This is a genomic window from Rhizobium sp. WYJ-E13 (assembly GCF_018987265.1).
GTDB lineage: Bacteria > Pseudomonadota > Alphaproteobacteria > Rhizobiales > Rhizobiaceae > Rhizobium.
Map to the genome: position 1 here is coordinate 1,750,447 of NZ_CP076853.1, position 20,222 is coordinate 1,770,668.

General features: G+C 62.4%; 25 protein-coding genes. 8 read left to right on the forward strand and 17 right to left on the reverse strand.

The genetic code is table 11. The annotated features are described in order from the left end of the window. Positions 1 to 13 precede the first annotated feature (13 nt). Together KQ933_RS08785 and KQ933_RS08790 are read right to left on the reverse strand one after the other, a co-directional pair. Entirely contained in the window at positions 14 to 661 is a 648-nt protein-coding gene (locus tag KQ933_RS08785; RefSeq protein WP_216758409.1) for a uracil-DNA glycosylase family protein, read from the reverse strand. Next, positions 655 to 1,200: a thermonuclease family protein gene (locus tag KQ933_RS08790; RefSeq protein ID WP_216758410.1), complete on the reverse strand. Its 546-nt coding sequence runs from the start codon at positions 1,198 to 1,200 to the stop codon at positions 655 to 657. Before KQ933_RS08790 ends, KQ933_RS08785 begins: the two co-directional genes overlap by 7 nt. 106 nt (positions 1,201 to 1,306) lie before the next feature. Between KQ933_RS08790 and KQ933_RS08795 the strand changes: the two genes are divergently transcribed. Continuing rightward, a complete protein-coding gene (locus tag KQ933_RS08795; protein WP_216758850.1) occupies positions 1,307 to 2,842 on the forward strand; it encodes a HAMP domain-containing sensor histidine kinase in 1,536 nt (511 codons plus the stop codon). 13 nt (positions 2,843 to 2,855) lie between these two features. On the opposite strand, the gene KQ933_RS08800 is transcribed toward KQ933_RS08795, so the two are convergent. Continuing rightward, on the reverse strand, positions 2,856 to 3,236 hold the full coding sequence (locus KQ933_RS08800; RefSeq protein WP_216758411.1) for a diacylglycerol kinase: 381 nt from the start codon (positions 3,234 to 3,236) through the stop codon (positions 2,856 to 2,858). 105 nt (positions 3,237 to 3,341) lie between these two features. Beyond that, positions 3,342 to 4,358 (reverse strand): nicotinate-nucleotide--dimethylbenzimidazole phosphoribosyltransferase, encoded by a 1,017-nt coding sequence (cobT, locus tag KQ933_RS08805; protein WP_216758412.1) that lies wholly within the window; start codon positions 4,356 to 4,358, stop codon positions 3,342 to 3,344. Positions 4,359 to 4,532: 174 nt separating this feature from the next. On the opposite strand from cobT, the gene KQ933_RS08810 reads away from it, so the two are divergent. From KQ933_RS08810 to KQ933_RS08820, 3 genes are read left to right on the forward strand one after another with little or no spacing between them, the layout of a single operon-like run. Next, positions 4,533 to 5,312 (forward strand): adenosylcobinamide-GDP ribazoletransferase, encoded by a 780-nt coding sequence (locus tag KQ933_RS08810; RefSeq protein WP_216758413.1) that lies wholly within the window; start codon positions 4,533 to 4,535, stop codon positions 5,310 to 5,312. Between the two features lie 18 nt (positions 5,313 to 5,330). Beyond that, complete coding sequence (locus KQ933_RS08815; protein WP_216758414.1) at positions 5,331 to 5,528, forward strand: DUF1289 domain-containing protein; 198 nt, start codon at positions 5,331 to 5,333, stop codon at positions 5,526 to 5,528. Next, on the forward strand, positions 5,525 to 6,226 hold the full coding sequence (locus KQ933_RS08820) for a TIGR02281 family clan AA aspartic protease (RefSeq protein WP_216758851.1): 702 nt from the start codon (positions 5,525 to 5,527) through the stop codon (positions 6,224 to 6,226). Before KQ933_RS08815 ends, KQ933_RS08820 begins: the two co-directional genes overlap by 4 nt. 182 nt (positions 6,227 to 6,408) lie before the next feature. Here KQ933_RS08820 and KQ933_RS08825 read toward each other — a convergent pair whose 3' ends face one another. Continuing rightward, complete coding sequence (locus KQ933_RS08825) at positions 6,409 to 7,380, reverse strand: alpha/beta fold hydrolase (protein ID WP_216758415.1); 972 nt, start codon at positions 7,378 to 7,380, stop codon at positions 6,409 to 6,411. Between the two features lie 145 nt (positions 7,381 to 7,525). On the opposite strand from KQ933_RS08825, the gene KQ933_RS08830 reads away from it, so the two are divergent. After that, positions 7,526 to 7,963 carry an Rrf2 family transcriptional regulator gene (locus tag KQ933_RS08830; RefSeq protein ID WP_216758416.1) on the forward strand — a complete coding sequence of 146 codons (438 nt, stop codon included), beginning with the start codon at positions 7,526 to 7,528 and terminating at the stop codon, positions 7,961 to 7,963. 53 nt (positions 7,964 to 8,016) lie between these two features. Here the strand turns inward: KQ933_RS08830 and KQ933_RS08835 are convergent, their stop codons facing one another. After that, entirely contained in the window at positions 8,017 to 8,643 is a 627-nt protein-coding gene (locus KQ933_RS08835) for a TetR/AcrR family transcriptional regulator (protein WP_216758417.1), read from the reverse strand. A 106-nt stretch (positions 8,644 to 8,749) separates the two neighbouring features. Here KQ933_RS08835 and KQ933_RS08840 point away from each other — a divergent pair, with 106 nt between their 5' ends. Further along, entirely contained in the window at positions 8,750 to 9,607 is an 858-nt protein-coding gene (locus KQ933_RS08840) for an MBL fold metallo-hydrolase (protein WP_216758418.1), read from the forward strand. A gap of 48 nt (positions 9,608 to 9,655) precedes the next feature. On the opposite strand, the gene KQ933_RS08845 is transcribed toward KQ933_RS08840, so the two are convergent. Further along, complete coding sequence (locus KQ933_RS08845) at positions 9,656 to 10,108, reverse strand: pyridoxamine 5'-phosphate oxidase family protein (RefSeq protein ID WP_216758419.1); 453 nt, start codon at positions 10,106 to 10,108, stop codon at positions 9,656 to 9,658. A gap of 185 nt (positions 10,109 to 10,293) precedes the next feature. Between KQ933_RS08845 and KQ933_RS08850 the strand changes: the two genes are divergently transcribed. Beyond that, on the forward strand, positions 10,294 to 10,674 hold the full coding sequence (locus KQ933_RS08850; RefSeq protein WP_216758420.1) for a DUF4180 domain-containing protein: 381 nt from the start codon (positions 10,294 to 10,296) through the stop codon (positions 10,672 to 10,674). Between the two features lie 43 nt (positions 10,675 to 10,717). Here KQ933_RS08850 and KQ933_RS08855 read toward each other — a convergent pair whose 3' ends face one another. Further along, entirely contained in the window at positions 10,718 to 11,704 is a 987-nt protein-coding gene (locus KQ933_RS08855; RefSeq protein ID WP_216758421.1) for a squalene cyclase, read from the reverse strand. A 175-nt stretch (positions 11,705 to 11,879) separates the two neighbouring features. Here KQ933_RS08855 and KQ933_RS08860 point away from each other — a divergent pair, with 175 nt between their 5' ends. Then, on the forward strand, positions 11,880 to 12,803 hold the full coding sequence (locus KQ933_RS08860; RefSeq protein ID WP_216758422.1) for a LysR family transcriptional regulator: 924 nt from the start codon (positions 11,880 to 11,882) through the stop codon (positions 12,801 to 12,803). Here the strand turns inward: KQ933_RS08860 and KQ933_RS08865 are convergent. The 9 genes from KQ933_RS08865 to KQ933_RS08905 all read right to left on the reverse strand — a co-directional run bounded on the left by KQ933_RS08865 (position 12,766) and on the right by KQ933_RS08905 (position 20,013). Further along, a complete protein-coding gene (locus KQ933_RS08865) occupies positions 12,766 to 13,503 on the reverse strand; it encodes an SDR family oxidoreductase (RefSeq protein ID WP_216758423.1) in 738 nt (245 codons plus the stop codon). The genes KQ933_RS08860 and KQ933_RS08865 overlap by 38 nt on opposite strands. A gap of 113 nt (positions 13,504 to 13,616) precedes the next feature. Then, positions 13,617 to 15,014, reverse strand: a complete 1,398-nt coding sequence (gene chrA, locus KQ933_RS08870; protein ID WP_216758424.1) for a chromate efflux transporter — start codon at positions 15,012 to 15,014, stop codon at positions 13,617 to 13,619. Between the two features lies 1 nt (position 15,015). Further along, a complete protein-coding gene (locus tag KQ933_RS08875; RefSeq protein WP_216758425.1) occupies positions 15,016 to 15,831 on the reverse strand; it encodes a sulfurtransferase/chromate resistance protein in 816 nt (271 codons plus the stop codon). A gap of 160 nt (positions 15,832 to 15,991) precedes the next feature. Continuing rightward, positions 15,992 to 16,522 (reverse strand): AAA family ATPase, encoded by a 531-nt coding sequence (locus KQ933_RS08880; protein ID WP_216758426.1) that lies wholly within the window; start codon positions 16,520 to 16,522, stop codon positions 15,992 to 15,994. Positions 16,523 to 16,644: 122 nt separating this feature from the next. Next, a complete protein-coding gene (locus tag KQ933_RS08885; protein ID WP_216758427.1) occupies positions 16,645 to 17,010 on the reverse strand; it encodes a hypothetical protein in 366 nt (121 codons plus the stop codon). Between the two features lie 179 nt (positions 17,011 to 17,189). Further along, positions 17,190 to 18,503 (reverse strand): ATP-binding protein, encoded by a 1,314-nt coding sequence (locus KQ933_RS08890; protein WP_216758428.1) that lies wholly within the window; start codon positions 18,501 to 18,503, stop codon positions 17,190 to 17,192. Beyond that, on the reverse strand, positions 18,500 to 19,177 hold the full coding sequence (locus KQ933_RS08895) for a response regulator transcription factor (RefSeq protein WP_216758429.1): 678 nt from the start codon (positions 19,175 to 19,177) through the stop codon (positions 18,500 to 18,502). The genes KQ933_RS08890 and KQ933_RS08895 overlap by 4 nt, the downstream gene beginning before the upstream one ends. Beyond that, complete coding sequence (locus tag KQ933_RS08900; protein ID WP_216758430.1) at positions 19,174 to 19,743, reverse strand: cytochrome b/b6 domain-containing protein; 570 nt, start codon at positions 19,741 to 19,743, stop codon at positions 19,174 to 19,176. The genes KQ933_RS08895 and KQ933_RS08900 overlap by 4 nt, the downstream gene beginning before the upstream one ends. A gap of 3 nt (positions 19,744 to 19,746) precedes the next feature. Then, positions 19,747 to 20,013, reverse strand: coding sequence for a PepSY domain-containing protein (locus KQ933_RS08905; RefSeq protein WP_216758431.1), 267 nt, complete (start codon positions 20,011 to 20,013; stop codon positions 19,747 to 19,749). Positions 20,014 to 20,222: the final 209 nt, after the last annotated feature.

Sequence of the window (20,222 nt, forward strand, 5' to 3'; positions counted from 1 at the left end):
AAAGAATTTTGTTTCAGAAGACGAGCATTTTGATTCGCCGGCGCAGTTCCGGCAACAGCTCTTCCTCGAACCAAGGATGCCGCTTCAGCCAGCCCGTATTGCGCCAGCTCGGATGTGGCAGCGGAAGAATGGCAGGCTTGCCCGGTACGGTGAGAGTGCTGCGCCAGGCCTGCACCGTCTCGGTCATGTTTTCGCGCCTCGCTGCGCCCATGTGCCAGGCCTGCGCATAACCACCGACGGCAAGCACCAGCTCGATCTGCGGCATGGCCGAAAGCACGCGCTCCCGCCAGATTGGTGCGCATTCGCGCCGCGGCGGCAGGTCGCTCCCCTTGGCATCATAACCCGGGAAACAGAAGCCCATCGGCACGATCGCGAATCGATCCCGGTCGTAAAAGGTCGGCCGGTCCACCTGCAACCATTGCCGCAGCCGGTCGCCGGAAGCATCGTCGAATGGCAGCCCGCTTTCATGCACGCGCAACCCCGGCGCCTGACCCGCGATCAGCACACGGGCGCGCGACGAGAGGACGGCAACCGGCCGCGGCTCGTGGGGCAACTGGTCCTCGATCCCGCGCAGCGGCGCATCGCGACAGATCCGGCAGGCAGCGATCTCGGCCCGCAGCCCGTCCAGCCGCTCCTCGTTCGATGCACCGTTCACTACCATCCCGTCCATTCGCCGATCAGCCGTCGCAAACCCGAGCTTTCATGCCGGGCCTGATCCCTGACATCGCGCGGCATGTCGAAACGGCCGGCCCAGAGCCCGAGCTTTTGCGCCCTCGCCTGCCCTTCCTCCTGCCGGTAGCTGCCATAGGAAACCGCCATCCCGGAGGCCACCATGCGCGCATTGATATTGCCGGCATTGTTCTGGCACGTGACCAGCAGCCGGTCGTAGCGATCGCGCTCGTTTCCGCCGCATTGCGTACTGTTGTCGGAAACCAGCTGCTGCAGCGTGTGTTGGGCCTGCCTGCCGCACGCCCAGCCCTGCCCGGCCCGCTCGCAAGTCTGCGACAGTTCCGGGGCATCGATGCCATCGAGCCGCATCCGCTCGCCGTCGAGAACGAGGCTGTCGCCATCGGCGGCGTGAAAAGCGCCCCGGTGCCGGATGTCGGGCCTGTCATTAAGCTTGGCCGCAATTAATGCAACGAGAACAAGAAAAGCCAGGGCGGTTGCACCGTCTCGGGTCAACACAAGAAGCCGTGCCACGCTTTTGCCTCCTTGCAAAACAAACCCTTGGCAAAGATGGCAAACATCTTCTTAAGACTTTCCGGTTAAGCTCTTATTCATCTGCGGGACAAATTTCAACGTGCACATGAGTACCGGCGTCAGCACATCGACCGACAAGATCATTGTCGACAAATCGCGCGGCCACCGCAACAAGGCGGTTTCCAAGGCCGTGCGGCAGACGCGCGAACGCCTGCAGTCCGGCCATGCCCCCAGCTCTGCTTTCGACCGTGACGTGCTGCACATGTATATTACTGCAGTGCTGCAGGGCGCGGCGATCATGCCGCTCTTCATCATCATCGTCGCAGCACTCGGCACCTATTTCACCGAGGATGCGAGCCTGTTCTTCTGGGCGTTGCTGACGCTGACCTGTCACGCCGTCAACATTCTTCTGGCCCGCCGTGCCCGGAAGCGGGAAATTACCGCAGAGACTGTGCGCCGCTGGCGCAACCTGTTACTGGGCGGCCAGTTCCTGATCGGCTGCTGCTGGGCGATCTTTGCCCTGCAGAGCTGTTCGGCCTGCGAACCTTCGAGCTTCACGCTCTACAAGGGCGCTACCCTGTTGATCGCGCTGTCGGTCACGACCATGTCGAATTTCATGCTGACACCAGCCGTACTCGTCGGCTTCGCGCCTGCCGTCGTGGCGCTTGCCGCCAAAAGCGGCCTGTCGCGCGATATTCTGGAACTCAGCCTGGCCGCGGTTTTCACCACGACGGTGGTCTTCTTCAATTACATCAGCGACCGGCTCTTCCAGTTCAGCCTGAGGATCCTCTCCTTCCAGTCGGAAAAGGATGATCTGATCGCCGAGTTGGAAGTGGCGAAATCCATGTCCGACGAGGCCCGCCGCCGCGCCGAGGAAGCAAACCTCGCCAAGTCGCGCTTCCTTGCCTCCATGTCGCATGAGCTGCGCACGCCGCTGAATGCCATCCTCGGCTTTTCCGAGGTCATGTCGGCGGAGGTCATGGGGCCGCTCGCAAATCCGACCTATAAGGAATATGCCGGCGATATCCATCGCTCCGGCCAGCATCTGCTCGATCTCATCAACGAAATCCTCGATCTTTCGCGCATCGAAGCCGGCAAGTACGAGCTGAGTGAAGAGGCGATCTCGCTGCTCGATATCACCGAAGACTGCATCGGCATGGTGCAACTTCGGGCACGCGCCAAGAACATCACCATCCACGATCAGGTCGAGCGCCAGCTTCCGGCGATCTGGGCGGATGAGAAATCCATGCGCCAGGTCGTGCTTAATCTTCTTTCCAACGCCGTTAAATTCACGCCCCAGGGTGGAGAAATTAACGTCAAGGTTGGCTGGACGGCCGGTGGCGGCCAGTACATCTCGATCAGGGACAACGGCCCCGGCATTCCCGAAGACGAAATCCCGGTGGTGCTGTCGGCTTTCGGTCAGGGCTCGATCGCCATCAAGAGCGCCGAACAGGGCACCGGCCTCGGCCTGCCGATCGTCCAGGCGATCCTTGCCAAGCATGACGGCCAGTTCATCCTGAAATCCAAGCTGCGCGAAGGCACCGAAGTCATCGCCATCCTGCCGGCCAAACGCGTGCTGCAGAGCATCCCGGCTGTGGAAGAAGCCCAGCCGGTCACCAAGAAGCGCCGCAGCTTCGCTTAGTCGTCTCACCTTCCTAAAAGAAAAGATGCCTGATGACGACGAAACCGAGATAAAGGCAGCAGGCGGCAATCATGCAGGCCACGGCGAAGGAGCCGAGATCCTTGGCATGTTTGCCGACGATGGAAATCTCCGGTGAAATCCGGTCGATCACTTCCTCGACGGCCGTATTCATCGCTTCGATGGAAAAGAGCCCGAGGAAGAGTATCGTCGTGACGACGAATTCCGTGGCATCGGCGCCGACGAGGAGAAGCATGATAAGCGCCGCGACAAAGAAGCCGAGCTCCTGTCGGAAGGCCGATTCCCTGAAGACCCGCAGGAAACCTGCCCAGGAATAGCTGGCCGCAGCCACGAAATGGCGAAATCCCGTTTCCTTGGTCACGGCAGGTTTCGTCAAAGGCGCCTCGTTTCCTCCACGCCGGTCTTTTGCCGACGCTTTCATTTATCAGCGGATACGCAGATACCGTTTCCACGGTCTCAGCGCAAGCAATGCGCTGCCGCATCAATGCTTGCCGGAAACACCGGCCTGGCTGAAGGTCGCCATGCCGGAATGGCAGGCGGCGGCCGCCTTGACGATACCGGCGGCCAGCGCCGCACCCGTGCCTTCGCCAAGCCGCATGCCGAGCGCCAGGAGCGGCGTCTTGCCGAGCTGTTCGATGGCCCGCAGATGGCCGGGCTCGGCCGAAACGTGGCCGATCAAGCAATGGTCGAGCGCAGACGGGTTGGCCGCCCGCAGAATCGCGCCGGCAGCGGTTGCCGTATAACCGTCGATCAGGACAGGAATACGCTCCATGCGCGCCGCAAGGATGGCGCCCGCCATCGCTGCAATCTCGCGCCCGCCGAGCCGGCGCATGATCTCAAGGGGATCATCGAGGTGGTCGCTGTGCAGCTCCACGGCACGCTCGACGGCATCGATCTTGCGCTCCAGCATCTCGCCTTCCGAGCCCGTGCCGGGGCCGACCCAATCGCGCGCCGTACCGCCGTAAAGCGCATAGTTGATCGCAGCCGCGATCGTCGTGTTGCCGATGCCCATTTCGCCGATGCAGAGCAGGTCCGTGCCGCCTGCAATCGCTTCCATGCCGAAGGCCATGGTGGCGGCGCAGTCGCGCTCGGTCAGTGCTGCTTCCTGGGTGATGTCGCCGGTCGGGTAATCGAGCGCCAGGTCGAAGACTTTCAGGCCGAGGTCATAGGCAACGCAGATCTGGTTGATCGCCGCCCCGCCGGCCGCGAAATTCTCCACCATCTGCTGCGTCACTTCGGGCGGGAAAGGCGTGATGCCCTGCCGCACGACGCCATGATTGCCGGCGAAGATCGCCACCAGCGGCCGGTTGACGGCAGGCGATCTGCCCGTCCAGCCGGCGAGCCAGAAAGCGATCTCTTCAAGACGGCCAAGTGCACCCGGCGGCTTCGTCAGTTGCGCGTCGCGTTCGCGAGCAGCGACCAGCGCGCGGGAATCAGGCCCCGGCAGGTCGCGGAGAAGGGCGCGAAAATCGTCGAACGGCAGGCCTGAAACGCTCATCTGAATGGCTTTCCTTGTATTCTTGTCTTTTCCCGGCAAATCGGGTTCCTTGCGTGGCGACTCTCTTAAAGCGACCGGCTCTGGCTCACAACTCAAAAAGCCCGAAGACGACAGTCACCCGAGAAGACAAAAACGCCGCAGGAGAGACGGGGACCGAAGAGAATGATCCCAGGAATGATAAAAGCCATAGTGGTCGATGCCGCGCGCGCCGTGGCTTTCCTGAGCCGCATACCCATGCCGCCATGGCTGTTTGCCGGCTATGACGGCAAGCTTGGCCGGCTGGTCCGCGTCTTCCCTGTCGCCGGTCTCCTCATCGGCGCCCTGCCCGCCCTCGTTTTCCTTGTGATGCTGGCGTTTCGCACCGACCGGCAGATGGCGGCTTTCGTGGCACTCGCCGTGCAGACGATCCTGACCGGCGCGCTGCATGAGGACGGGCTTGCCGATACGGCCGATGGTATCGGTGGCGGCAAGTCGCGCGAGCAGAGCCTTATCATCATGAAGGACAGCCGCATCGGCAGCTTTGGCGCCATCGCCCTCATCCTCTCTTTCGCACTCAGGGCGTCGGCCCTTGCTGCGATCGCCCGTGAAGCATCGCCCCTTGCCGCTGCCCTTGCCATTCCCGCCGTTGCCGCCCTCAGCCGTGGAGCGATCGCCTGGCACTGGCAGCGCCTTCCCGCCGCAAAGCCAGACGGGCTCGCGGCTTCCGCAGGAAGCCCCACCGAGGTAACGATGCAGATCGCCCTCGTCACGGCAGGTTTTGCGACGGCAATCCTCATCTGGCCGGCGCTCGGTCTTCAACCGCTCGTCTCAGCCCTCCTTGGCGCAGGCCTTTCCGCGCTCGCCTTCACCTGGTTCGTCCGCCGCAGGCTTGGCGGCCACACCGGCGACACGCTCGGCGCCACCCAGCAGATTTGCGAGGTCGCAGCCTTCTGCGCCCTTGCCATGGCCCTCTGAAATCCCGATATATCGCCCATGCGAACACCCTGCATCCGCGTATGCTCTCTGGATCCTCTCACTCGTCTCTGCGCCGGATGTGGCCGCACAACGGATGAAATTGCCGGCTGGATGCGCTTTTCCGACGAGGAGCGCGAAACCATCATGGAAAATCTGCCCGCCCGCCTCGCCGCCCCTGTTTCCGAATCGACGAAAACCCTGGAGACGACAGGCTGATGCGCCTCATCCTCCTGCTTGCCGTCATCGGCATCGGCCTTGCCGTCCTGCTCTTCAACAGCGACCAGAGCCGCATTTTCGGGCTGGCAAATGATGATTTCGGCCGCTTCGTCTACCTGCTGCCGATCGCCCTCATGCTGGCAGCCGGCATCTGGGGCAGCCGTCGAAACATAGGCCAGAGCCTGCGGCAATTCATGATCTGGCTCGTCATCATCCTGGCGCTCGCCACCGCCTATCTCTACCGGCAGGATGCGCTCGGTGTCGGCAACCGCCTGCTTGCCGGCCTCGTGCCCGGCCGCGCCGTCGTCGTCACGACCAGCGAGGGCGGCCAGGAAGTCATCGTCCACAAGATGCTGAACGGCCATTTCGAAGCCGAGGTTTCGGTCAACGGCCAGTCCGTGCCGATGCTGGTCGATACCGGCGCCAGCATGGTGGCGCTCTCGCATGAGGATGCGCTGCGCATCGGCATAGACCCGAAGCAGCTCACCTACTCCATGACCGTGATGACTGCCAACGGCCGCGCCCGCGCCGCCCCGGTTACCCTCGATCAGGTGGCGATCGGCCCGATCGTGCGCAGCAATGTCGCAGCAACGGTTGCCGAAGACGGCAGGCTCGACCAGAGCCTGCTTGGCATGAGTTTTCTGGAAACGCTGGGCTCTCTGCAGATGCAGACGGATGAGCTGCGGATGCGGGACTGACAACCGCATCTGCCTTGCGGCATCGGCCCCGGCATCTTCCAGACAATCGCCGACGACCGAGTCGGCAGCCAGGAACTGATCGCCGTTCTCCACCGGATGCTGGAAGACAAGCACTAAGCATCGGCCCGAAATCGAATCGATTTTCGGAAAGCCTGATGCGTATATTCAAAAGAGAGAGCCCGTCACAGGCCCCGCACGAAATCGATCATTGCGCGGCTGACGATGTCAGGCTGCTCCTGCGGTAGCCAATGGCCCGCACCGGGCACGAACTTTGTCGTTCTCAGGCGAGGCGCGAGCGCCGGCATCGCTGCGATGATCTCCCGCATGCCGGGGATCGCAAGGCCCGTATCGCGTTCGCCGGCAATGAACAGCGCGGGAATCTCGACCTTCAGCCCATTCAGAGCCTTCTGCAATTCCCAGTTCCGGTCGAGATTGCGGTAATAGTTCAGGCCGCCGCGAAAGCCCGATGCCTTGAATGCGTCGACAAAGACTTGGAGGTCGGATTGCGGCAGCCAGCCGGGAAGTGTTTCGCTTTCCGGCAAATCGGCAAGCAGACCCGATGCGCGCGACACCATGCCGAAGGGATTGGGCGTCCCGTCGCACGGCAGCCGCGGGCCTGCCTCACCGCCGGCGGCGCCGTAGATCTTGCGCAGCGTCGACTCCACGTTCCGCTTGAATTCGGCTTCCGCCACTCCCGGTTTCTGAAAGTAGAGCACGTAAAGCAGGTGATCCGGCGTCTCCGGAAAGATCTTCGTCGGCGGCACGGGCGGCTGGCCCATGAGGGGCACGCTCATTGCGACAACGCCGCGGAACCGGTCCGGGCGCATCAGCGCAGCCTGCCAGGCAACCGTTGCACCCCAGTCATTGCCGGCAATAACGGCCTTTTCCTCGCCAAGCGCATCGACAAGCGCCACCATGTCGGCCACGAGATCGAAGACCGTGTAGGCGCCGATCGTATCCGGGCTTTCCGTCCGGCCATAACCGCGCATATCAGGCGCCACGGCATGAAAACCCTCCTCGGCAAGTGCGCTGACCTGATGGCGCCAGGCATGTGAGGTCTCAGGAAACCCATGGCAGAGCAGCACCAGCGGCCCCTGGCCGGCCTCGCAGATGTTCATCCTCAAGGTTGCGGTTTCAATCATGCGCTGCTGCATCTCTGCCTCCTCGATATCAGGGCTGCTGCACCCGGAAAAATCGCATCCGGGCGGTGTTGAATCTTTCATTCTGTATCTTTTTACGTTACAGAAAACAGGAGTCAATAGACCGTAACATTATTTGTTACGCTATGGAGAAGCACAGATGCGGCAAGACGGAAGACTGGCACGGATGATCCATGTTCTCGTCCACATGGGATTGCTGGGCGGCCGGGAAACGAGCGAGCGTATCGCCCAGATGCTCAACACCAACCCTGTCGTCGTTCGCCGCACCATGGCGTCGCTGCGCCAATACGGCATCGTCGAATCGGAAGGTGGCCGCGGCGGCGGCTGGTCGCTGACGAAGCCGCTTGCGGACATCACCATTCTGGATGTGCAGCGCGCCCTGCAAGGCGAAACGATCCTCGATGCGCCGCTTTCCAACGATCACCCATCCTGCCCTGTCGAGCGCGCCGCCAATGCCAAACTCCAGCGCGCCTTCGAAAGCGCCGAACAGACGCTGGAACGGGAATTCCAGAAGGTGACGCTGGCCGAAATCGGCAAGATCGCCATGATTTCAGCCGGAGCCGGAAAGACTGGCTGATTGGCCGAAACAATTGCCGGCAAGCTCACAAAAGATGACGGGCACCTCCCAATTCAATGCGCCCTGCCATGCAGCAATGTGTCAAAGACCATTTGCTTGAATGCCTCGAGCGGCGCCGCGCCGCGCTCGGCGCGCATACGCAGAAGCGCTCCCTCCCAGCTGTTCAGGATGAAATCCGCAAGTGTATCGGCAGGCAGGTCGCCAGCAAGCGCGCCATCCCTCTGGGCTTCAGCCAGGCAAGCCGCGATCACCCCGCTCCAGCGGCGAAAATGTGTTGCCACATGCTGGCGGATCAATTCGCTATGGTCGACCGTCTCGGCGCTGAAATTGCCGAGCACGCAGCCCTGCACAAATCCTCTCAAGGCGAAAGAAGCGGCGCGGTCGTCGAAATAGGCTTTGAGCCGACGAAGCGGCGGTTTGTCGGCATCGGCAAGAAAGCCCGTGAGCCGGGCAAGCGCCTGCTCGGAATAACGATCGCAGACCTCCGCGCCGAAAGCCTCTTTGCTGTCGAAGTAATTGTAGAAAGAGCCCTTTGGCACGTTGATGTCGTCGACGATCTTCTGGATGCCGGTCGCGGCGAATCCATTGGCATGGATCTCTTTCAAACCCGCCTCGATGAGTTTTTGCCGCGTCTGCGCATTCGGCTTCGGACCGCGGCGGGCCGGCTTGGCTGCGTCCATTTTACCCTCTTGAACAATTATAGACGACCGGTCATATATTTATTGTCCTGCTGCGAAAATCAAGCGATTTCACTCCCTCACTCCAACTCTTCAGGAAATTGCCACCATGACTTCCAGCCCCTCCACTAGCCTGCGCTACGATGTTCTGACAATCCGCCGCCCCGGCCTCAGCCGCGACGTGCCATCAGGCGATCCGTCTCTCCAATGGGTGGCCAATTCCGCCACGCTGATCTCCGGCGAGCACGAGGCCGTGCTCGTCGATACCTTCCTGACCGAACCGCAGGCGAGAACCCTCGCCGACTGGGTGGAAGCGAGCGGCAAGCGGCTGAAGGCCATCTACATCACCCACGGCCATGGCGACCATTTCTTCGGCATCGGCACGCTGCGTGAACGCTTTCCCGATGCGAAGGCCTATGCCGTCGCTGATGTCGTGGAGGCGATGCGCCGCCAGAGTGCGCCGGATATGCTCGATGGTTTCTGGCGAAAACTCTTCCCCGGCGAAATATCGAAGACGCTTGAGGTCGCTGATGTCCTGCAAACACCGGAACTGGAGCTCGAAGGCCACAGACTGATCCCCATCGATGCCGGCCATACCGACATGTCGCGCTCCACCTGCCTTCACGTACCCTCAATCGGCCTCATCGTCGGTGGCGACGTGGTCTATAACGGCATCCACTGCTACCTCGGCGAAACCACACGCGAGAGCCGTCAACACTGGATCGAAACGCTCGACAGGCTGAAAAAGCTTGAACCCAAAGCCGTCATCGCCGGCCACAAGATCCCCGAAAATGCCGATGATCCCGGCATCATCGACGAGACGCAGCAATATCTGCGCGATTTCAACCGGATCGAACTGGAGACGACGACAGCACGTGAATTGTTCGACGCCATGCTGGCGCTATATCCGCACCGCGCCAATCCGGGCTCGCTCTGGGGCGCAGCCAAGGTCGCGAAAGGCGCCTGACCCCGCTCATTCGCCCCGGGCTGCCGGGCGTTTGCGCGGCGTGCCGTATCAGACCGTGACGAGATCGGCGTGCCCGAAGCCCTTGGAATAATCGAGCACGGAAATCACCTTCGGCACGACACGGAAGATGCAGATCTGATCCCGCGTCGGCATGGAGATCGACAGACCTTCCTGAGCCGGATATTTCGCCGGCATGAGACGCAACACCCTGTCCGCCTCGTCAGGGTCTTTCACCTTCTCCGCATGCGCCGCCATCGACAGGCCGGTGATTTCCATCACCTGCCCGGCATCAGGGTTGATCGTCAGCGACACCCTGTTGTCGCGCGCGATGTTGGCGGCCTTCTGGCTGTCCGGACCGCAGAGGAAATAGAGCGTCAGCCCGTCATTGACGTAACCGACCGTCGTCGCCTGCGGCCAGCCATCCGGCCGCAGCGTCGCAACGCTCATGATGCGCTGGCCGTCCAATATCGCCTGGATCGTCTTCCTGATCGCCTCGTCCATGGATGCCTCCATTCCGCTTGATGACGAAACAAGCCTGTCTCCATGACCCACATCAGGCATTGACGCATATCAACGGAAAACCCATGTCCCAACCGGACAGACGGTCGTAGCGATCGACACGCCGTCGAATAGGATAGCCTGGACGTCTATTTCCAGACAGTCCGCCGAAACGAGAAGGATATTCCGTGCACCCCGACATCAGGCTTCTCCACGGCTTTCGCCTGCTTCTCCGCAATCCGGATGGTCCGCGGCTGACTGCCGACAGCGGCTTCAACGACCTGATCGGCCATGCCCTCGGCGAAGCCGCCGATTGGGTTGTGCTGCCGGTCGAACGCCTGCCCGAGGGTTTCCTGAACCTCCGCTCAGGCATTGCCGGCGCCACGATCCAGAAATTCGTGAACTACCGGCTGCGCCTCGCCATCATCGGCAATATAGACGCCGGGCTTGCCGGCAGCAACGCACTGCGAAGCTTCGTTCATGAGACCAATCGCGGTACGGATTGCTGGTTTCTCGATACGATGGAAGAGTTCGAGACCAGGCTCTCGGCTTTCAGCACACCGGCCTAAGTCACAGTTTTATCGTGATAATGCGGGAATCCAATGGGCGGCATTACGTAAGGGAAGCCGTCCAGCCATCCCACCATTTCAAGACGCGCAGCGCCCTGAGCGTCACCCAGCGGGAGGGCTCTCCCTCGCCGTCATCCATCACGAACCAGGCCCTGCCGGACAAGCGCCAGTCGAGCGGCCATCTCCCATCCTCCAGTCGCCGCGAGCGAAGGTATTCAATTGCCTCCGTCAACCGCATATCAGGTGTCTCTCCTGTCAGCAGGCTTGACGCGCGAAAATAATCGAGCGCCCGCAGCACATCAAAGCGCCAGCGGTTCGGATGGAGGAACTGCATGAATTTTTCATCGACCGGCTCGCCGGTGCTGAGCCGCCGCATCAGTTGCCGCGACAACAGATAGTCCTCGCCCGAACGCCGCGCCTCGCGCGACTGCTCCGTGCCGCCGGTCGCCCGCTCATATTCCAGCAGTCCCTCAAGCACATTGATCGTCGTGTGGAAGGACGAGCGCACCGAGCCATTCGCCCGCTCGCAGTTCCAGCCGCCATCCGCCTGGCGTTCGCCGAGCAATCTTTCCACAATCGGCGAGACATCGACGCCGAAATAAGCGCCGTCGCCAACCGTCCGGCCATTGATGCATTCCTCAACCTCGCCCTCCCAGAAGGGCTGCCCGCCCTCGTCCCAGCGGCAATTGGCGCCGATGAGCGCGACGGTTCTCTTTGCGCTCTCGCAGCGCGGATCGAGCCCGAATTCGCGAAGCTGCGTCAGCGAAAAATTCGTCGCCGTCCAGGGCTGGCCGGTCGCCTGCCATTCCTCGCGGGTGAAATCGCTGGGCAGGAAGGAGCCTCCTGCCCATTGCCCGTCCGCATCCTGATAGGACAGTAGCTCGGCACCCCACCCTTCCCGCTCCACCTTCTGCCGCTCGGCGGACCAGACAGGCTCCGGCGCATCGAAGAGATCGCGCAGCACCTGCCAGCGGATGGCCGGGTCGGAGGCCAGCAGCCAGTCGATCACGGACGTCTCTGAGGGTGGCATCGGCAAGGCTCCCTTTTGCTTGCAAATACCAACGCAGCTTGGCCAAACCCATGGCTGTCGTCAACATCACTGGACCCGGCGCGGAGGTGACGCCCAGCGGAGAGACTCCCTCTTCGCTCCTCCGCCTGATATAGGCAGGGCGTGCCCATCCTTGTCATGGAGCACGGAGCCCACGATGAACCCACGACAATTGAAGACCTTCCTTGCGGTCGCAAGGCACTGCAATTTCACCCGCGCGGCCAGCGAGGCGAACCTGGCCCAGTCGAGCCTCAGCGACCAGATGCAGGCGCTCGAAGAGGAATTGGGCGTCCAGCTTTTCGAACGCTCCCGGCAGGGTGTGACACTGACACCGGCCGGTGACACGCTGAAGGCCTATGCCGAAGAGATCCTGGCTCTGAACGACGAGGCAGAGGCGGCGATCCGAGCAGCCGCCTGCCTTTGCGGACAATCGCTTGCAATCGGCACGCTTGAAACCATCGCGGCGGAGAAACTCGCGCCCTTCTTGTCGCGCTTTCGCGAGACGCATGCCGATATCAGCCTGACGCTGAAGATCGCCGGCAGTGGTGAGTTGCAGCGACGGCTGGACGATGGCTCGATCGATATCGCCTTCACCTTTGATCGCGGAGAACGGGACGAGCGCTTCATGACCCGCCTCATCTCGCGGGAGCCGCTGGCCCTCATCGCGAGCCGCAATAACCGAGCCACACCGCCCGAGAGCCTCGCGGACCTGAGCCATCTGCCCTTCATCGCCACGGAAACCGGTTGCGTCTATCGCCGCCTCTTCGATACGGTCTTCACCAGAGCAGGCATTACCGCACCCAATATCGTCACCCAGGCCGACAGCATCCAGACGATCATCCGCCTCGTTGCATCCGGCGCCGGTTACGGTCTTGTTCCACGTCTGGCCGCCGCCCCGGCTGCCGAACGCGGCGACGTCGTGGAGATGTCCTGGCCGGGCGACACTCCAACGGCTTCGCTGATCATGCTGTGGCGGCGCCGGCGCGTGCAGCCGCCGGCGCTTTCCTCGCTGCTGGCTGCAGCCGCTGAGGCTTTCCGGCCTGTCAGACCAGCCGATGCCCGCCTTCGACGTGCAGGATAGTGCCTGTCGTAAAGCCGTTACCGATCAGGAAGCGGATCGCATCGGCAATATCCTCGGGCCTGCCGACACGGCCCGCCGGCAGGCGTTTGGCCATCGCTTCCAGCGTCGCCTGCTTGGTGTCACCGGCAACGAAACTCCAGATCGGCGTATCCACCCATCCCGGCGACACTGCGTTGATGCGAAGAGGCGCAAGCTCCACCGCCAGCGCCCGCACCAGCCCTTCCAGCGCTGCATTGACGGCCGCAACGACCGAACCCCGCGCCGCCGGCCGATAGGCTGCCACGCCCGACGTATAGGTAATCGAGCCCGACGGCGGCAGGCGGGGTGCGCCGTATTTGGCAAGCAGCAGCGGCCCGTAGAACTTGCTCTCGACCACCCGCTGCGCCGCCGAAAGCTGGATATCCGGCAGAAGCTGGTAAGCTCCCTCGATATCCGCCGCCGTGCTGACGATATGATCGACCGGCCCGCAATCGCGGAAGAAGGCAGCAATCTCCTCCTCCCGCGTAAGGTCGAGGACGGCGGTCTTAAGACCAGAGGAATCGCCGAGCTCCCGCCGTGCCGCCGCAAGCCTCTCCGCACTGCGCCCTGCAATCGTCACGCCAGCCCCTTCGGCCAGCAGTCGCCGCGCCAGCGCCAATCCCATGCCGGAACTGCCGCCGATAATGATGATATCGGCGCCTTCGATCCTGATTTCGGTCATCTGCCGTCTCCTTCTTGGTTGGGAGAGCAGATGCCTTGCGCCGGGCCGGAAGAAAAACGGAAGAAACCGATGATGCCATCGGTTTCTCCGATGATACGGCTGCCGGCGATGCCTCAGACCGGCCAGACCATCCCGGCGACTGCGCAGCCCAGCAGGACCGGAATGACCGCCAGTTTGAACCGGAAGATCGCGATTGCTGCCGCAAGGCTCAAGAGCAGCGATGGCAGCGACAGCGACGTCCAGACGGGCAGTTCGATCGAGAAGGGTCCAAGGCTGTGCACTTTCGCACTCCCGAACAGGAAGTGCAGGCCGAACCAGATCGCGAGATTGAGGATGACACCGACCACCGCCGCCGTGATGGCCGACATCGCCCCGGCCAAGGCGGCATTGCCGCGCAGTTTTTCGATGAAGGGCGCGCCGAGAAAGATCCAGAGAAAGCAGGGAACGAAGGTCACCCACGTCGTCAGGATGGCGGCGAGCGTGGCTGCCGTCATCGGAGAGAGGCTGCCGGGATCGCGATAGGCGCCCATGAAGCCGACGAACTGGAGAACCATGATCAGCGGGCCGGGCGTCGTCTCCGCCATGCCGAGACCATCGAGCATTTCGGTGGGCTTCAGCCATCCGAAATGCTGGACGGCTTCCTGCGCGACATAGGCAAGCACGGCGTAAGCGCCGCCGAAAGTCACCAGCGCCATCTTGCTGAAGAACACGCCGATCTGCGTGAAGATATCGCCGGGTCCGAGAAAGAGATGGAGCAGCAGCAGGGGCAGCAGCCAGAGCACCAGCAGCACCGCCGAGATCCTGAGCGACCAGCCAAGATTCGGTCGCGCATGATCGGGTATGTCTTCCCCGAGCAGCGCGTCGGCATCCGACAGCGCCGGGCCGCCGGCTGCTTTGTGCCCGCCACCGCCCTGAAATAGGCGGGAGCCCGACTTCGATCCCAGGAAGCCTGTCATGGCGGCCGCCAGGATGATGACGGGAAAAGGCACATGGAAGAGGAAGATCGCCAGGAAGGCGGCTGCCGCGATCCCGATCATCGCCCTGTTCTTCAGCGCGCGGCCGCCGACCCTGACGACCGCCTGAATGACGACGGCAAGCACGGCGGCCTTCAGGCCGAAGAACAGGCCCTCGACGACATCGACGTTGCCAAGGGTCACGTAGAGGTAGCTGAGCGCCAGAATAGACAGGAAACCCGGAAGCACGAACAGGATACCTGCGACCAGGCCGCCGGCAGTCCGGTGCATCAGCCAGCCGATATAGATGGCAAGCTGCTGTGCCTCCGGTCCCGGAAGCAGCATGCAATAGTTCAGCGCATGCAGGAAACGCTGCTCGCCGATCCACCTCTTCTCATCGACGACGATGCGGTGCATGACGGCGATCTGCCCCGCAGGTCCGCCGAAGCTCAGGGCTGCAACGCGCAGCCAGACGCGAAAGGCTTCACCGAAGGTGACGCCATGCGGGTTTGGCGACGCGCCGGTATCGGGCGTCGCATGGGTAACGGCACTGGTCACGTCAGCCTCCCTTTTTCGCGGAAGGCCAATTGTGCGTTTCGTCCGTGGCGTCGCGGCACCAGCGGTAGAAGGCATCGTAGAGCAGCATGCCGGCATCAAGCTGCTTGAGGTCGTCGACGAACATGCGCGACAGGCCGAGCGAAGCGGCCAACAGCCCGGCCGCTTCGGGGGCAAGGTCCGGCCTGGCGGTATCGGCGCCGCGAACGATGGTTGCGAGCCTCGACAGCGGCCCCGACGCAAGGCCGAATTCATCGACCATCACATCGAAGCTGCAGAGCTCGCCGCGATGGCTCCAGAAGACCTCCTCGATGTCGAAGGGTACGGCGCCGAAGCGGTCGGCAACCATCAAGACGTCCGATGTCGGCACGAAGAGAAAGACGGCCGAGGGATCGACGAAGCGCCGGATAAGCCATGGGCAAGCGATACGGTCGATCTTCGGGCGCGCACGCGTGACCCACACGGTCCGTCCCTGCCGGTCGCGCGGCGGCAGCCGGTTGACGGGCACAGCCGCGCCGCCCGCGCCTATCCAGGCATCGAAGCCGCCTTCCAGCACCTCCGCAACACCGCCGGCATGCCGGATATAGGCGGCGACGCCGTGGCTGAGCTTGCCGCCCGCCTGGCAGACGACCACCACGGGGCTGGTGAAGCCGCCTGCCCATTCGGTGACATCGATGTGGGATTTGCGGATCGAGCCCGGCACGAGCCTCGGATCGCGGGTGAAATCCTCGTCGGTGCGCACATCAACGATGACAGGCGCATTCGGTGTGCCGACGATACGGCTCAGTTTGTCAGAAGATATTTCAAGAAATGACGGCATGACGCGTCCCTCCGTTGTTCGGTTTCATGGACGCGATTCTTCGGCATGTCGCCTCGTGGGGTGATCGCAACCCCATATGGTTTTTATGCGCGCCGTCGTTTTCCGTGTCAAGCTGCGGGAGGTTCATGTCTCTTGCTGGCAATCAGCGGACGTTGAAACGTCAGCCCGGCAGCCGGCCCAGCAGAAAATCCGCCCGCGCGCCAACATCGGTCTTCGGCAGGATGACGACCTCATAGCCGATCTCAGGATAGGCTGATGTCAGCCGCTCATATTCGCAAACCGCTTCCTCGAAACCATGCCGCCGTTCGGGATCGTTGACATAGATCTCCGGCCAGGGCGGCGTCAGGAACACCGTCCGGTGATAACGATGCTGGTCCCGCAGTGTCTGCAGCACCGCTTCTCCGGTCGTGGCCTGCAACGCAGAGGCGGCGTCGATCAGGCCGCGGTCGAAAAACGTCCAGCCCGCCTGCGCCTCCGCCAGCCTCTGATCGCTGAACGCCATCGCGATTGCCCGCCGGGCAAAGGCAGCCGGATCGACCCAGGGCAAGGCCGCGCCCTGCCCGGCCATCTCCTCCCGGACGATGCGCCGCCCAGGCTCTTCTACGGTGGCGTAACCGCGCCGGGAAAGCTCTTCGAGCAGAGTGGATTTCCCGCCGCCGGAGCAGCCGGATATGACGACCAGTTTGGTCATGGATATCTCCAATCAGTGACAAGGATGAAATGCCGAGCCGGAGCGACGCGAGACCGTCACGACACCGGCGCTTGAGTGTTGAGGGCTGGGGGCTGGGGATTGGGACTGCGGGGCAGAACCGCCTAGCGGGAATTGGCCGCCACGGGCAGGAAGCGCCCTCGCATCGCCCCTTCGGTCTCATCGCTGCGCCAAGCATCGGGAAAAGGCAAATCCCAAGCGAGCCGCCGTACCGCGTCGAGGCTGAGGCCATGATAGCCGAATTCTTCGAGACGCACGATCAAGAGGCAGGGATCGATCTGGATGACGACCCGCGTCGATCCCCCGAGCTGGTTCAGGATATGGAGCATGGCCGCATGTGATTTGAAACCGAAGGCGCTGGCAAGGGCCTCATCGACATGGCCGGAACGCAGCATATCATGCTGTTTTCTGAGCGCTTTCTTGAAGGCGGCAATGTTGGCGGCCGAAAATTTGACGGTCGGTTGGAGCATCGGACGATCCACTGTTCAGGTCGATGTCTGCCGATTACGCATCGACCGTTGAACATGGTCGTCTTCCGTGGCGCTATAGCCCTTCAACCCGGCAGCAGGTTCGGACAGGCTCTCCAAACCGGAAGATAGCAAGCGCGATGACCAGCCACAAGATGAGGACACGCCACCCGTTTCGAAAATCAGGAGCCGATTTCCAAATCGAAGGCGTGGCCGCGCTGGGAGCCGGAGCAGCGCAGTGAACCCCGATGGATCGCGGCGATGCGCTCGACGATCTTAAGGCCGATCCCGAGGCCGTCGCTTTGCGTGGCAAAGGTGTTGACGGCGGCGGGATGCTGATCCTCGACCCGGATACGGCCATTGGCAACACGCACGATAATGGCGGTACGGATCGGCGTATGGCGAACGGCGTTGTCGATCAGGTTGCGCACGGCATCTCTCAGCAGGGCCGGCACACCCTGCACGATGGCGGCATCGACCTGCGCGGAAAGTTCCAGCGAGTGATCGTTCTCGTAGACCCAGGGGGCAAGCTGTTCCACGACGCTGGATGAAAGTTCGACGAGGTCGACCTCCTCGAACATGCCGTGATCGAACGTGTCAAGCCTGGCAAGAGCGGTGATCTGGCTGACGAAGCGCACGAGATCGTCGAGGTCCGCTTCTGCCTTGCGCGCCCGCGGATGGTCGATATGGCCAAGCTCCAGCTTGATCGCCGCCAGCGGCGTGCGCACCTCATGCGCGATGCCCGATGTCAGGATCTTCTGCGATTTCATCAACTCGCCGACACGCTCGAAGGCCCGGTTGACGGCCTCGGCGAGATGGGCGACTTCCCGCGGCATGTCTTGGAATTGCAGATGCGACCGGGAGTCCATTGGGTCGATCCGCTCCGCCGCCCCGGCAGCAATCCGCACCGGCTTCAGCGCCTGGCGCACGGAAAGCAAGGTGGCGCCGAGCACCAGCACCAGCAGGATGCTCATCGGCACGATCATATGGGCGATCACCTCATTCCAGAGGACATCGGATGTGACATCCTGCGGATCGCCCATCGTCGCGACATCGATGACGAAACGCTGCCCGCCGACTGTGAAGGCCCGCCCGCCGACCAGCGTCAGCGGCTTGCCCGGCGCGAGCGACCGCAGCCAGAAATCCGGCGGATTCACATCGGGCGGCAGGAAGCGGCTTTCGCAGGCGGCATCGCAGGACTGGAAGACCAGCTGGCCATCGGCCCCGCGGATACGCGCCACATAGCCGGTCTGCGCCTGCCCGTACCGCCCCTCGACGCTTAAGGGAAGCCGGTAGCGGACGGTGTCATTCTCCTCCGCCGTGATGCCGGAGGCGAGCCGCTCGGTCTCCTGCTCGACGAACAGGCGCGAAAGCTCGCCGACATTCCAATAATAGTCCGAAAAGATCACCGCGAGTTGCACCACCATGGCCAGCACAGCAAAGAAGGCGATGCGCCGCGCCAGGATCGCGCCCAGTGTCGGCGATTTCAGGCTCACCCGCGCGTCTCCCGCATCATATAGCCGACGCCCCGCACAGTCTCGATCAGCGCCTTGGTCGGATGTCCGTCGAGCTTCTTGCGCAGCCTCGAAACGGCAAGCTCCACGGCATTGCTGCTGCGCTCGTCGCCGAATTCGGAGAAGGCATGCTCGATCTTCGGCTTGGGCACCACCTGGCCACCATTGCGCATCAAGAGTTCGAGCAGACCCTTCTCGGAGGGGGCGAGCGCGATCTCGTCGTCGCCGCAGGTGACGCGCCGCGAAGCGACGTCATATTGCAGGGCCGCAAATTCCAGAACCGGCATGGCAGTGACCGGCGCGCGCCGCGTCAGCGCGCGGATGCGGGCGATCAGTTCGCCATTGTGAAAGGGTTTTACGAGATAGTCGTCGGCACCGGCATCGAGCCCGGCAATGCGTTCGTCGACCGCGCCGCGCGCCGTTAGCACCAGAACCGGCATCTGCACCTTGGAGGCCCTGAGTGACCGCAGAAATACGATCCCGTCCTCATCGGGCAGGCCGAGGTCGAGAAGCATGAGATCGTAGTCCGTTCCCTCAAGGGCAAGCCGCCCCTCCTGCGCCAGCGCGAAGGCATCGATCTTCCAGCCGGCATCGCGGATGGCCTCGCAAAGCAGCTCGCGAAGCCGGAAACTATCCTCGATCAGCAGTATCCTCATGCCTTCTTTCGACCTGTGACCATCGACCAGACGAGATTTTCTCTGTGCCTCCAGCTTTCGACGATGGCCGCACCCGCATGGACGAAGGCAAGCACCATGATGCCGTTTGCGATGGTGCCATGCAGCTTCTCCAGCCACTTCTCGCCCCAGAATGCGTCGAGCGTCGTCATCCAGCCGGTCAGCGCCGTTGCCGCCAGCAATACCATCAGGATGAGCATCATAACCGATGCCAGCGGATTATGCCCCAGGTAACGTTTCTCGTTGCGGTCGATCATATCGAGTATCTGCTCCATCACCCTGCTTGGCGTCGGCAGGAAATCGGAAAAGCGAGCGTGTTTTGTACCGACGAAACCCCAGAGGATGCGAATGACGATTGCCGCAGCCACGACATAACCCGTGATGCGGTGCCAGTATTTGCCCTCTTCGAGAATGAAGAGGTTGAGCGTGCAGGCCGCTACGATCGTCCAGTGAAACAGCCTGACGACCGGATCCCAGACCTTGACCGTCTCCTCGACGGCGTCGGAGGGCTCTGGGCCCTCCTCCTTTTTCAATGAGAGCGCCGTCATCGCTCAATCGCCCTTCTGAACGATCTCGCCGGAGACCGGATTGAAATAGACCTCGGCGCGTTCGCCGTTCTTGTCCTTGCCGTAGATCTCGTAGCAGTTGCCGGTGATTTCGAAAGTCTTGACCTTGTAGCCCATCGCATCGATCTTCGCCTTCATGGCGGCCTCCGGCATCCACTTCGATTTCGGCTCCTTCGTGCAGCTTGGACTTGCAAGCGCCAGGGCTGGCGAGAGCGACAGGATGGTAAGAGCGGCGATCAGTTTCAGCTTCATGATTTGACCCTTTTGCTGCTGCCCCTTGCGGGCGACGGGCAGAGGGGTAACGCGGCGAAGCTGTCCGTTTGCTGTCGGGGATCGCAGACAAGTTTCCGCTCACAGCATCGGCACGAGGCACGATTCTGATTTTTGGAAAGCCTGATGCGTGGATTTAAACAGTCCGGGCGCCCCCTCTGTCATGCCAAGAGTGCTTATTCGTCATCTGG

Excerpts from the sequence above, each read along its gene's own strand:
- KQ933_RS08905 (WP_216758431.1), bottom strand. The coding sequence starts at position 20,013 with ATGAAGCTGAAACTGATCGCCGCTCTTACCATCCTGTCGCTCTCGCCA.
- KQ933_RS08895 (WP_216758429.1), bottom strand. The coding sequence starts at position 19,177 with ATGAGGATACTGCTGATCGAGGATAGTTTCCGGCTTCGCGAGCTGCTT.
- KQ933_RS08795 (WP_216758850.1), top strand. The coding sequence starts at position 1,307 with ATGAGTACCGGCGTCAGCACATCGACCGACAAGATCATTGTCGACAAA.
- KQ933_RS08815 (WP_216758414.1), top strand. The coding sequence starts at position 5,331 with ATGCGAACACCCTGCATCCGCGTATGCTCTCTGGATCCTCTCACTCGT.
- KQ933_RS08810 (WP_216758413.1), top strand. The coding sequence starts at position 4,533 with ATGATAAAAGCCATAGTGGTCGATGCCGCGCGCGCCGTGGCTTTCCTG.
- KQ933_RS08875 (WP_216758425.1), bottom strand. The coding sequence starts at position 15,831 with ATGCCGTCATTTCTTGAAATATCTTCTGACAAACTGAGCCGTATCGTC.
- cobT (WP_216758412.1), bottom strand. The coding sequence starts at position 4,358 with ATGAGCGTTTCAGGCCTGCCGTTCGACGATTTTCGCGCCCTTCTCCGC.
- KQ933_RS08825 (WP_216758415.1), bottom strand. The coding sequence starts at position 7,380 with ATGCAGCAGCGCATGATTGAAACCGCAACCTTGAGGATGAACATCTGC.
- KQ933_RS08885 (WP_216758427.1), bottom strand. The coding sequence starts at position 17,010 with ATGCTCCAACCGACCGTCAAATTTTCGGCCGCCAACATTGCCGCCTTC.
- KQ933_RS08830 (WP_216758416.1), top strand. The coding sequence starts at position 7,526 with ATGCGGCAAGACGGAAGACTGGCACGGATGATCCATGTTCTCGTCCAC.
- KQ933_RS08835 (WP_216758417.1), bottom strand. The coding sequence starts at position 8,643 with ATGGACGCAGCCAAGCCGGCCCGCCGCGGTCCGAAGCCGAATGCGCAG.
- KQ933_RS08785 (WP_216758409.1), bottom strand. The coding sequence starts at position 661 with ATGGTAGTGAACGGTGCATCGAACGAGGAGCGGCTGGACGGGCTGCGG.
- KQ933_RS08900 (WP_216758430.1), bottom strand. The coding sequence starts at position 19,743 with ATGACGGCGCTCTCATTGAAAAAGGAGGAGGGCCCAGAGCCCTCCGAC.
- KQ933_RS08855 (WP_216758421.1), bottom strand. The coding sequence starts at position 11,704 with ATGCCACCCTCAGAGACGTCCGTGATCGACTGGCTGCTGGCCTCCGAC.
- KQ933_RS08865 (WP_216758423.1), bottom strand. The coding sequence starts at position 13,503 with ATGACCGAAATCAGGATCGAAGGCGCCGATATCATCATTATCGGCGGC.
- KQ933_RS08880 (WP_216758426.1), bottom strand. The coding sequence starts at position 16,522 with ATGACCAAACTGGTCGTCATATCCGGCTGCTCCGGCGGCGGGAAATCC.
- KQ933_RS08845 (WP_216758419.1), bottom strand. The coding sequence starts at position 10,108 with ATGGACGAGGCGATCAGGAAGACGATCCAGGCGATATTGGACGGCCAG.
- KQ933_RS08860 (WP_216758422.1), top strand. The coding sequence starts at position 11,880 with ATGAACCCACGACAATTGAAGACCTTCCTTGCGGTCGCAAGGCACTGC.
- KQ933_RS08840 (WP_216758418.1), top strand. The coding sequence starts at position 8,750 with ATGACTTCCAGCCCCTCCACTAGCCTGCGCTACGATGTTCTGACAATC.